Source organism: Acinetobacter sp. UBA6526 (assembly GCF_002434875.1).
Classification (GTDB): domain Bacteria; phylum Pseudomonadota; class Gammaproteobacteria; order Pseudomonadales; family Moraxellaceae; genus Acinetobacter; species Acinetobacter venetianus.
Window position 1 is genome coordinate 494 of record NZ_DJLC01000055.1, and the last position, 11,756, is coordinate 12,249.

Consider the following 11,756-nt stretch of genomic DNA (forward strand, 5'->3'; position numbering starts at 1 on the left):
TACAGCACATATGTCTCGTCCTGAATTGATTGCTGCAATCAATCACATCTCAGATATTGAATGAGAAAATTATGGCTCAACAAAGATTATCCTTTTTAGATCGTAACCTCACGCTATGGATTTTTATTGCCATGGCTTTAGGGATTGCGATAGGCGTGTTTTTTCCGCAAGCCTCTGTCGCTTTGGATAAAATGAGTGTGGATTCAGTCAATATTCCTATTGCGATAGGTTTGATTTTGATGATGTATCCGCCATTAGCTAAAGTGGATTATGCAGCGCTACCACAAGTGTTTAAAGACAAAAAAACCTTAACTTTGTCCTTAGTACAGAACTGGGTGATAGCACCAGTATTGATGTTTGCCTTAGCCATTGTTTTTCTACATAGCTATCCAGAGTATATGACAGGCTTAATCCTGATAGGACTGGCTCGTTGTATTGCGATGGTCTTGGTGTGGAACGGTTTGGCCTGTGGGGATAACCAATATGTTGCTGCATTGGTGGCTTTTAACAGTATCTTCCAAATTTTATTTTTCAGTACCTATGCTTGGTTGTTCTTGACCTTCTTACCACCTTATTTTGGTGTTGCAGGGCAAGTGATCAATGTGGATTTCTGGACGATTACTCATGCGGTATTCGTGTATTTAGGGATTCCGTTCTTCCTTGGCTTTATGACACGATTTATTCTGGTTCGAGCGAAAGGTTTGGATTGGTATCAAAATGTCTTCTTACCAAAAATTAGCCCACTGAGTTTGCTTGCTTTGTTGTTCACGATTGTGGCGATGTTTAGCCTCAAAGGAAATGATGTGGTGAGTTTACCACTGGATGTTTTACGTATTGCCATTCCATTGACCATTTACTTTATTGTGATGTTCTTCATCAGCTTCTTTATGAGCAAATGGATGGGCAATGATTACCCTAAAACTACAGCAATTTCCTTTACTGCTGCGGGGAATAACTTTGAATTGGCGTTGGCTGTAGCGATTGCAACTTTTGGTTTAGCTTCACCTGTGGCGTTTACTACTGTAATTGGTCCACTGGTTGAAGTACCAGTGTTGATTGCTTTAGTCAGTGTGTCTTTGTGGCTCAGAAAAAAGTTTTTTAAAGCAGAGGTGTAATTTCTATGACTCTCCCAAATGTAGATATGAATCTTCTCGATCAACCGACTTTAGAAAAAGTACAAGCTAAAGAGCTGGATCATCCACCGCGTATTTTGCTGCTGTATGGTTCAAACCGTGAGCGCTCATACAGCCGATTGGCGGTGATGGAAGCAGGACGTATTTTGGAGCAGTTTGGCGCTGAAGTAAAAATCTTTCATCCAAAAGGCCTACCCTTACCCGAAGATGCGGAAATTGAGCATCCAAAGGTTAAAGAAGTGCATAATCAATCGCTTGCTGTTTAAATTCGGGACTAAAACGTTTAGCCATTTCTTGAATCTCCAAAGATTAAAGTTACGTTATCTTTAGAGGGACGTGCTGTCCATTATTTTGTCTAGGATCACTACTATATTGACGTTTATTCTAATCTACGCATAACTTAAAACCCTGAAAGCCGAAACTTTCAGGGTTACGCGAATGTTATTAATCATAAAATAATTGATTAATATGAACTTTTTTCGACTTTAAACGTTGTGTTGGTGAACTTAAACCGAACCCAGTATTCAGGACCAATCAAACTGTATTTTAAAGTGGTAAGTCGCATCCCAATGTAGTTCTGATTTGTATCGTAAAAATTGGATTCTATACCATAAACCAAAGGCTCTACCCCTGAGTTCATGCAGGTAATATCACTCCACCCAATACTGGTTTTACCTTCTCGGAATACAAAAGGTTCAACATCTGTATAGAGCTGAGATTCAGCAAAAGGGGTAAAGTCGGTATCTTCGCGTGCTACAAAAAATATGAGCCGAATACTCCTAAAACCTCGAATAGTCGTTTCCTGTTTCGACAAAATACCTAGAGTGTGATTTTCAGCATTGTTAGCCCAGACTGCTTCGATAATTTTACTCGACGTGGCACGCAGCATATCCTCAACAGTCACAGGACTAAATGTTTTCTGATCCATTGAAAAATCATCAACATTCATAAACTCAGCAGAAACAAGCAATGAATGAACCTGAAACATTGGATTGTTACATAAGACAGCTTCTTCAAAACGATTATAAGCCTTTCTAGAATTGCCTAATGAAGAATCCCAGTGATTTTTCAAGCTCATAAAATCTCGTGTTTTAGATCTCACTTTTAGATCCTGACAGAACCCATCAACAACTGCTTCAAACTGTTGATACAATCCAAGTGGAAAGTCAATGAGTCTGTGCTTGTACAGTAAATCAACCATCAGCTTTATTTCAGGTCTGATGATCACATCTGAAAATTTACCTGTCAGGAAAGGATTAATCGGAATATCCTGAATAATCTTGAGTAAATTAACACCCTTGGGCGTTAGATAAACATGAGGCACCAGATAGTCGTAAGTTGGTTGTTTGGAGATAATCTTAAAAGTCTTATTTTCAGTAATCATGAGATACAACTTCAGATAATCATCCAAGCCAACAGGAGGGCGATTATTGGGTATATAGCCAATAAAAGGCTGGATATACGCTTGAGTGATATGGTGAGTACTGAGTAGAGATGCATAGGATTCGTCAGGCTGTAATCTAATCATGCTTCATCTCCCGCAAAGGCATTGAGTTCTAGGTGGTTTTTTCTCGGACGACCACGAGTCTGTGGTTTTAAAGGCTGACTAATCTGGAAACGTCTTCCATTTTTCATATTGCTGAAAATGAATAACTGACTGGTTTTACAGTGATATTCAAAACCCTCTTCAAGCCACTTTCTTTTCTGCGATTGGTTGTATTCAATCGTGCCTAAAAAACAGTTTTCATAAGTATGCTTCCGCATATTACAGATGTAGGCATAACCTTGATCATTGGTCACTTTTTTCCAAAGCTTTTCAATACCTTGTGCGAGGCTAATGTCTTCCTGATTTTTATTCCCATTGAAAAACCAGAATGTATGCAGATGGAATCCACGTCTTGGCGTATATTCAAAACGAAAAATATAACCGATGGCTTGTTTCAACACAGGATTATGCCGCTTGTTTTCTAATAGTTGTTCAACACACTTTTTAAATGCATCAAAATCATTTTTAGATAAACAATCTTCAGCTTTGAAACAGGTTTGCAGTAATGTTTCAGGTTTATGTTTGAGATATAAATCAAGTCGAACAACGACTACACGCGAATACCGTTCAATTAAAGAGTTGAACATTTCGATCATTCGAGACTTATTTTTTTTCAGATTCTTCCGCTCATCGTAAACTTTGCGTCTGATGTTCGGGCGACGAAAAAAGGCACGAATTAATCGAATAAACTTATTTATTGCATTAATGTACGGGAGCAAATTCTCCTTTAGACTGGAAGGTAAAGGTGTGCCATTACGTAGAAGATCTAATTCATCCTCTGACATCTGGCTTAGTGCATAATCAAATGCTTGAATGTCAAGACCCTTTATAATGTCTGAAAGCGTAGAATAGTTTATAAGTTCTGCAATATCAGAAGGTAAATTACTCATTTGAGCAGGGTGTTTGACGGCAAAGCCATAGCGACCATTCGATAGTCTTTTCGTTTCAGTTGTGACTTCAGGGAAGTTACGTTTTTTGAACTGTTTGACCAGTTTAGCTTTCCCTATAGCAGGAGCTAGGATGTTATCCTGTGAATTTACTAAAAAGGTGGTTTTATAACCATCGTTGACTGGAGTAATTTGCAGTTCGGTTTCAAATTGCTGGAGCCATTGGTCATGTGTTCCCATATGTCGACCAGCATTTACATTTATAATGCGCATATAAATTAAACTCGATTTAAAGTTAAAAGCGCAACTGTGATCAGTATTCTGGGTATAGGCATCCAATGGATACTGTTTAGCGCAGTATCCATGATGGGATGTAAGTTGGTTAAGTTAACTTAGGATGAGTTTTAGTCATATTTACTACACCAGTACGTCTATACACCAACAACCTATATGGTCATATGAGTATTGATGTATCTGAATACTTTAAAACTACTGATCATCTATAAATAGATAGAATATTCTTTGATTTATAGATATAGAGTAATAGTAAATATATAAGACCGTAATTCATTGAAAATTAAAATGATAGCCTAGCCATACTTATAATTTCAGAATGCATTGCACAGCTGCATTATGTTTTGAATTTACAAGTACAGCGTTAGCTCTCAGTATTCCCTTGATTACGTGTTGAAATTTTACTTTCAATCCACTCTTCAACCTCGCTGAGTAACCAGCGTGATGCCCGGTTTAACTTCACAGGTTTAGGGAAGTCTGGGTCGTAACGTTTCGAGCGTGGGTTTAGTCGGTCATAAACGGATGACCGAGATAAACCTATGAGTTTGATCAGCTGAGGAAGCTTGAGCATTTGAACTGCATCGTAGCTGGTATTCAATTTCATCTCCTTGTGTCGTGTTGGTTTGATTTGGAAAGCGTTAAACTAACAAGCACAAGATACCCAGATGAAAATGCAGTTTAAAAAGGAAGTGCGTGGAAAATGTCATCAATTTTCTATTTAGTGTGAATGGTGTAGTTTAATAAATCACGTAAAGACTCATATAGTTCTTTATTTTCTTTTAGAATTCTATTTGTATCGCCAATAAAATTTCTTTTAACTGGGGATACTGGATATATTTGAGATTTAAAACCTCTCTGTTTTTTAGCGGATTTATTCCTACCGATTTTTGTTTTTAGCTCATTGAGTGGAGCAGTATCATGAATAGATGTAGTGGGCGTAAATAAGCTTAAGTCATAAGTGGTTTCAGTCTTACTTAATGGATTTGTTAGATTTTTCACAATATGTTTGTGCAGCTGTTTTTTAAATTTAAGCTGTTGAATAGTTTTTTTCTTTTCTTCCCTTAGACATTTTTTATGTTCTTTCTTTTTAGCTTTCATTTTGGTTTCTAATTTTGATTTTAATGCTGGTGTAAATTTTGTTCCAATCTTTGCAATGACCTTAACTCTTTGGCTTCTGTTTAAGATTTGTGTTTGGTATTTATTGAGTTGAGCACGTAATAGAATATCAATATTGACATTCTGTTTTTTGTACATTTTTTCTTTACGCGAATACATTTTTTTGATCGTTGTTCGAACATAGAGTTCTGCTCTGATGTTTAAATACTCAGTTAGACGCTCAAGCAGGATTTGTTGGGTTTTTACTTTTGGGCGGATCTGTGATTTAAGTTGGCGTTCTTCAAATTTATTTTTGAACGGACCTTTAAGTTTATTTAAAAGCAGAGCTAACTCTCGTAGAGTTTTTTTGTCTTGTTTTGAAAATTTTAATTCATCCCAAAGATGTTCATGGCTATCTTGGTATTTATTGATAAATCCTTTTACAAAGTCAATATAAGCCTTTTCTTTGATCTTGTCTGCTTCCTGCGAAAGGAAGCTGTTCTGTATTTGATGAATCGTCTGCTGAAGACTTTCAGGTATATCTTTTAAATTATAACAATCACGATGTGTTGAATAATCCCTAAGTAATGTGCGATAAAGGCGTTCTATTTCGTCATGATTTCTAGCTTCAACAGTGCAATGAAAGCTTCTTATAGCTTGAATGATTTCATCATAATGTTTTGGTAAATATTCACAATCAAGCTTTTCAACTTCATAATTGCCATTTTTATCTGGAAAATAAGCTTTCACTAGATCTTTACAAAGCCTTTTAATTTTATCTTCTTCCGATTCTCGGAACAAACCTTCATCGTGTAAGGTATATATTGCCTTCCTCAAATCTTCTTCATTAGATGCCATGAGGATAGATTTATGGGAACCCAAAAATGGAGTCGAGCGGATTTTTTCAAATATAAATTTTTCTAGTGCATTCACTATCAGTATTTGTTCTTGTAGCTGAGAACTTGGCATGAGTACTCCTTAGTTACGCCCTTAACGTCTGTACAGACTTAGCCCTTTTTATGTACGGACTTAATAATTAATACATTTTTTATCAGCATCTTACAAGATAATTCAGGGAATATTAGATTTGTGAAAAATGAATTTAATTAGATGAGTCCGATGAACTCGGTACCTTTATCTTTAGAATAACGGGTTTTAACAGCATACGAACGTTGGCCGCACGGCTGAGTTATTACCATGCGGCATTGAATGGCTTGCTGTCATGCCTACCGCTGCAATTGACTCTTCGAGAAAGTCTACGACGCAAAGCTATCGAACACCTGTGTATTACGTGGATTTAACTTTACGTGATGCCATTAATCTTCAATAAGCCATTCAAATGGCACGGCAAGGCTATGACAATGCACATTTTGAAACTGACATTGAGGAGGGTATGGATGTGGTGGAGGAGTTTTATGCAAATGAAAATTCAGAAACTGACCAAGTACAGGCTGAACTGAAAGCTAAGTCCAAGGTGAAGCTTCATCAGGCTGAGAACTTTGTACAGGGTATTTAAAAAGGCTTGCAGAGAAGTGTGAGTGCGGTGAATTAGAGGCTTGTAAATATACTGTCTGAGATGGTTTTTATGGTTGATATGTGTTTCTGTGCCTATCTTTTGGAGAGTTTTTTGCTGATTAGCGTATTTAGCCATGCAGAATAACCATCGTTATGAAAATCTAAAGTTTAACTGAGGTACTGAATAAAGACATACCTGACTTGAACTGGCTTGCGAAATATGCCACGGCTTTTTTTTAATATGCTCTTTTTTTAGTAACTCTTTGGAGTTCATGTTTTAGCATTGCTAATTCTGCAAGTGGATCGGCAGATCCTATGATTTTGGGCAGTTGAGGGTCGTAAGTTTAATGAGTTGAATAGATTCATGAAACAGGAAAGATATTGTACCCGAATTGTAATTTTTCCCATAAATTGATGAGCCTGATCATTTTATACAAAAATAAGTACAAGAATGTACAAGTCAGCCATACACACAATCGTTTAATGTTTAAGAACATTCATAGCTCATGATTGCATGAAAATGAATGAAAGCTTTTTTATAACGGACTGGAATAGAAAAGAGAATAAGTAGGATCAAAAGCTATATTGAACAGGATGCGATTTTGCAGAAAACATTCGCTGGTATGTATTTTTTACATTTTAAAATACTAATTTGAAACGGTTAGATTATCCGTAGATTACTTAGTCATGCAAAAAATTGTATCAAACCAGTGATGCAAAGCCACTCTTTAGATTTGGATCTTCTGAGTGTCTAGCCATGAGTGATGGCACTCAAGTTTTTATATCTTCATGGAATAAAACTAGGATTTATTCCTTAAATATCAAATCAAGGATTTTAAAATGAATAGCACACAAAGCAATACTCAATTTCTTTTCGATTTATATGCGAACTGGTCAAGACGGATGCAGGAAAATCCGAATATGACCATTGAAGACTTTCGCAGTATGTTTGATGAATGGCATCAACCTACATTGGAACCGGAAGAAGTGTCTTATAAATTCGATGTTGTGGCAGGTGTAGAAGGTCTTTGGATTTATCCGAAAGATGCTGACTTATCCAAAGTCATCATTTATACCCATGGCGGTGGATTTGCGGTCGGTTCTTCGGCCAGTCACCGTAAGCTGGTGGGGCATTTGGCCAAGTATTTAGGGGTATCCGCATTTGTGGTTGATTACCGACGTTCACCAGAACATGTCTTCCCGGCACAAATTCAGGACGTGACAGCAGTATATAAAGAACTACTCCAGCGTGGCTTTACTGCAAAAAATATGCTGACCGCAGGGGATTCTGCGGGGGGGAATCTGGCGATATCAACCGTACTCAATCTACGAAATGAAGGGATTGAGTTGCCAGGAGCAGTGATTGCATTCTCTCCTTGGCTGGATATGGAGCACAAAGGTGAAACCCTGATCAGCAACGATGCCACTGATGCCTTGATTACAGTGGATCTGCTTAAAGGCATGTCACAAATGTTCTTGGGTGAACATGGTGATCCGGCAAATCCATTGGCGAATCCGTTAAAAGCCAATTATCAGGTTTTCCCACGTTTGTATATCAATGCCGGATCAGTTGAATCACTTGTAGACAATGCAACACGTCTTGCTGATATTGCAAAAAAAGAGGGTGTTGATGTGACTTTATCTGTGGTGGACAACATGCAGCACGTTTTTCCTTTCCTAGCTGGGCGTGCAAGTGAAGCTGATCAAGAATTAGCGAAAATTGCGCAGTGGTTTAAAGCATAAATCAGTGCCCACACGGCGTATAAAACTTAGTGAATAAAAGACTTTGTTCACTACAAGGCCGTCTATTTTATTGTTTCAAAGGAGAGATTCATGCACTGTTACTGCGTGACGCATCATGGACAACCACTCGAAGACGTTGAGAAAGAAATTCCGCAACCGAAAGGTACTGAAGTTTTACTCCATGTAAAAGCCGCAGGTCTATGCCATACGGATTTACACTTATGGGAAGGTTATTATGATCTAGGTGGGGGCAAGCGTTTATCCCTTGCAGATCGTGGGCTGAAGCCACCCTTAACCTTAAGTCATGAAATTACAGGTCAGGTGGTTGCTGTCGGTCCAGATGCGGAATCAGTCAAGGTCGGCATGGTCAGCTTGGTTCATCCATGGATTGGTTGCGGTGAATGCAACTACTGTAAACGTGGCGAAGAAAACCTGTGTGCCAAACCGCAACAGTTAGGCATCGCCAAGCCGGGTGGTTTTGCCGAATATATCATCGTGCCGCATCCACGATATCTGGTGGATATTGCAGGTCTGGATCTGGCTGAAGCTGCACCTTTGGCATGTGCAGGCGTGACAACATACAGTGCACTGAAAAAATTCGGTGATTTGATTCAAAGCGAGCCGGTGGTGATCATTGGTGCCGGTGGTTTAGGGCTGATGGCACTCGAGTTGCTCAAAGCTATGCAAGCCAAAGGCGCAATCGTAGTTGATATTGATGACAGCAAACTGGAAGCAGCACGTGCTGCCGGTGCATTATCGGTCATCAATAGCCGAAGTGAGGATGCTGCTCAACAGCTGATTCAGGCAACTGACGGTGGTGCACGTCTGATCCTTGATCTGGTTGGCAGTAATCCAACATTGAGCCTTGCCTTGGCGAGTGCTGCACGTGGTGGGCATATTGTGATCTGCGGATTGATGGGGGGAGAAATTAAGCTTTCCATTCCGGTGATTCCAATGAGACCACTCACAATCCAGGGCAGTTATGTAGGGACGGTAGAGGAATTAAGAGAGCTGGTGGAGCTGGTGAAAGAAACCCACATGTCAGCCATTCCCGTGAAAAAACTGCCAATTTCGCAGATCAATTCCGCATTTGGAGACTTGAAAGATGGCAACGTCATCGGGCGTATTGTGCTTATGCACGAAAACTGATCACCCAACGTTTTTCCATATTTAATACCCAAATCAAAATCAAGAAATTGCGCAAAGACCTGAGTGGTCTTTGTGCTAGGAAGACTCATTTTAAAAAAATGAGTCAAAACAACGGAGAGTTAAAAATGAAACAAATGAAAAACTATTTCTATCATCGTTCAAATCAAAAAATAGCTGCTTTGGTCTTTGCTTTAACTGCCGCTTTGGACCTGCAAGCCGCAGGGGTGAGTTCTGATGCCGGGGATTATCAAGCACTTCCAGGGGGAACCAACTTAGCGGTTGCCTATTACCAGCATACGGAAGCGGATAAGGCGTATGCAAATGGTGATAAAGTCGCTGATGATCTCGATTTAAGCATTGATTTGGGAATATTGCGTTACGTTCGTTTTATTGAAGTAGGGGATTGGATTGTAGATCCTCAATTCCTCTTGCCTTTTGCCAAGCAAAAGATGAATGGCGCTGATGATATCTCGGGTGTCGGTGATTTAATTGTGGGTGGTATCGCCTGGCCATTGCATGATGCTGAAAAAGGGCGCTATTTTGGTTTCGGTGGTTTTTTGACCGTACCTACCGGCAGTAATGAAACGAAGGGTTTTGCCATCAGTAATGATCGCTATCAATATAATGTTCAGGCCGGTTATTACCATGCTTTAACTGATAAATTTGCGCTTGAGGGGGTGGGGCAGTTTGAACTTTATAGCGAGCAAAAATATACCAACATTGAGAAAGAGGTTTTTTTCCAGACAGATTTCTCCGCACTCTATAAAGTGACCGATAAATCCAATTTGGCTGTCACCTGGAGGCATACCGATGGCGGTAAAGAAAAGGTGAATGGTGTCACTGAACGTGGCAGTGATAGAAAAGATACCTTTGTCGTTTCTGCTTCTACCAATATCAAGCCGAATCTGCAGCTATTATTACAATGGCGACAAGATGTGAATGTTGAAAATGGCTTGGAAATTTCTGGACTTCAGTCACGTTTACTGTATGCCTTCTAAATCGATCATGTTGAACAGGCTGTATAGAATTTTGCAATTCAATATCCAGCTTGGTCATCAATATAGAAAATATGTACAGTGAGTTTAAAAACTATTCATGCTGATTTTATTGTGAATGCAAAAACTATTTTTATGCGATGAAGGGGAAAGAAAATAAGGAAATTGTAAGGAGTTCAAAAAGTTGCAGTTATCGTTGGTGGTTTGTCTAGGAAACATACAGCACAGCGCTTGGCAAAAGATGCTTTCATGGCATTCTATTTGTTTGGATCCTGGGAATTCCCCATAGATTAGCACTTTTGTTTATATAACTTGGAAATACAGAATTTAGGAATGAAAACCGTCTACAGGGTGAATCGCAAGCCTGATATCAGACGGGTTGTCGCTTGGCAGACGAGTCATCTACCGGATCTGGTTTCTTGAATCTTAAAATATGAAACAAGCTTTGATGCTTAAAATTTGAAATGGAAAAAATTATGTCAAATAAATTCAACAATAAAGTCGCTTTAATTACTGGCGCTGGTTCAGGTATTGGTAAAAGCACCGCACTGCTTTTGGCTCAACAGGGTGTAAGTGTAGTGGTTTCAGATATTAACCTGGAAGCAGCACAGAAAGTTGTGGACGAAATTGTCGCTTTAGGCGGGAAAGCGGCTGCGAATAAGGCCAATACTGCTGAGCCTGAAGACATGAAAGCTGCAGTCGAGTTTGCGGTCAGCACTTTTGGTGCACTGCATTTGGCCTTCAATAATGCGGGAATTCTGGGTGAAGTTAACTCCACCGAAGAATTGAGCATTGAAGGATGGCGTCGTGTGATTGATGTGAACTTGAATGCGGTTTTCTACAGCATGCATTATGAAGTTCCTGCAATCTTGGCCGCAGGGGGCGGAGCGATTGTCAATACCGCTTCTATTGCAGGCTTGATCGGGATTCAAAATATTTCAGGCTATGTCGCTGCAAAACATGGCGTAACGGGTCTAACGAAAGCGGCGGCATTGGAATATGCAGATAAAGGGATTCGCATTAATTCAGTACATCCTGGCTATATCAAAACGCCTTTGATTGCAGAATTTGAAGAAGCAGAAATGGTAAAACTACATCCGATTGGTCGTTTGGGACAGCCGGAAGAAGTTGCTCAGGTTGTTGCCTTCCTACTTTCTGATGATGCTTCATTTGTGACCGGTAGTCAGTATGTGGTCGATGGTGCATATACCTCGAAATAAAAAATGAGTAGAAGATACCCCCATATAAAGAGGAAAGAGGGGTGATACCCTCTTTTCTTTTATCTATTGTTGTAAGGGAAAATTTTTCTTTGCTGCGAATCTGCCTGAGAAGAAGTAATATCTTCTTATGTGTACTAGCTCAAACCTGATCTGATAGTTACCGATATTTGCTTAAGACT

Annotated in this window: 9 protein-coding genes and 2 pseudogenes; 7 read left to right on the forward strand and 4 right to left on the reverse strand. The window is 39.3% G+C overall.

The genetic code is table 11. The features are described 5' to 3' along the window. Nucleotides 1-71: 71 nt before the first annotated feature. Entirely contained in the window at nt 72-1,115 is a 1,044-nt protein-coding gene (gene arsB, locus B4237_RS03725) for an ACR3 family arsenite efflux transporter (RefSeq protein WP_079548910.1), read from the forward strand. A 5-nt stretch (nt 1,116-1,120) separates the two neighbouring features. Further along, nucleotides 1,121-1,378, forward strand: a pseudogene (locus tag B4237_RS03730) (NADPH-dependent FMN reductase); the annotation flags it as partial. A gap of 218 nt (nt 1,379-1,596) precedes the next feature. Here B4237_RS03730 and B4237_RS03735 read toward each other — a convergent pair. The 4 genes from B4237_RS03735 to B4237_RS03750 all read right to left on the reverse strand — a co-directional run bounded on the left by B4237_RS03735 (nt 1,597) and on the right by B4237_RS03750 (nt 5,924). Then, nucleotides 1,597-2,661 (reverse strand): hypothetical protein, encoded by a 1,065-nt coding sequence (locus tag B4237_RS03735; protein ID WP_286941462.1) that lies wholly within the window; start codon nt 2,659-2,661, stop codon nt 1,597-1,599. After that, nucleotides 2,658-3,839, reverse strand: coding sequence for a YagK/YfjJ domain-containing protein (locus tag B4237_RS03740; RefSeq protein ID WP_286941464.1), 1,182 nt, complete (start codon nt 3,837-3,839; stop codon nt 2,658-2,660). The genes B4237_RS03735 and B4237_RS03740 overlap by 4 nt, the downstream gene beginning before the upstream one ends. A 385-nt stretch (nt 3,840-4,224) precedes the next feature. Continuing rightward, the gene (locus B4237_RS03745) at nt 4,225-4,464 is read right to left on the reverse strand and encodes a helix-turn-helix transcriptional regulator (RefSeq protein WP_414632339.1); all 240 of its coding nucleotides are present in this window, start codon (nt 4,462-4,464) and stop codon (nt 4,225-4,227) included. Nucleotides 4,465-4,574: 110 nt separating this feature from the next. Beyond that, nucleotides 4,575-5,924 carry a hypothetical protein gene (locus B4237_RS03750; protein WP_286941466.1) on the reverse strand — a complete coding sequence of 450 codons (1,350 nt, stop codon included), beginning with the start codon at nt 5,922-5,924 and terminating at the stop codon, nt 4,575-4,577. Between the two features lie 137 nt (nt 5,925-6,061). Here B4237_RS03750 and B4237_RS03755 point away from each other — a divergent pair. The 5 genes and pseudogenes from B4237_RS03755 to B4237_RS03775 all read left to right on the forward strand — a co-directional run. Continuing rightward, a pseudogene (locus B4237_RS03755) lies at nt 6,062-6,471 on the forward strand (hydrolase or metal-binding protein); the annotation flags it as partial. 839 nt (nt 6,472-7,310) lie between these two features. Further along, the gene (locus tag B4237_RS03760) at nt 7,311-8,213 is read left to right on the forward strand and encodes an alpha/beta hydrolase (protein ID WP_032051437.1); all 903 of its coding nucleotides are present in this window, start codon (nt 7,311-7,313) and stop codon (nt 8,211-8,213) included. A 90-nt stretch (nt 8,214-8,303) separates the two neighbouring features. Further along, nucleotides 8,304-9,362, forward strand: a complete 1,059-nt coding sequence (locus B4237_RS03765; protein WP_032051439.1) for an alcohol dehydrogenase — start codon at nt 8,304-8,306, stop codon at nt 9,360-9,362. A 125-nt stretch (nt 9,363-9,487) separates the two neighbouring features. Next, nucleotides 9,488-10,360 carry a transporter gene (locus B4237_RS03770; RefSeq protein WP_050676140.1) on the forward strand — a complete coding sequence of 291 codons (873 nt, stop codon included), beginning with the start codon at nt 9,488-9,490 and terminating at the stop codon, nt 10,358-10,360. Nucleotides 10,361-10,833: 473 nt separating this feature from the next. Continuing rightward, the gene (locus tag B4237_RS03775) at nt 10,834-11,577 is read left to right on the forward strand and encodes an SDR family NAD(P)-dependent oxidoreductase (RefSeq protein WP_032051442.1); all 744 of its coding nucleotides are present in this window, start codon (nt 10,834-10,836) and stop codon (nt 11,575-11,577) included. The last annotated feature ends 179 nt before the right edge of the window (nt 11,578-11,756 follow it).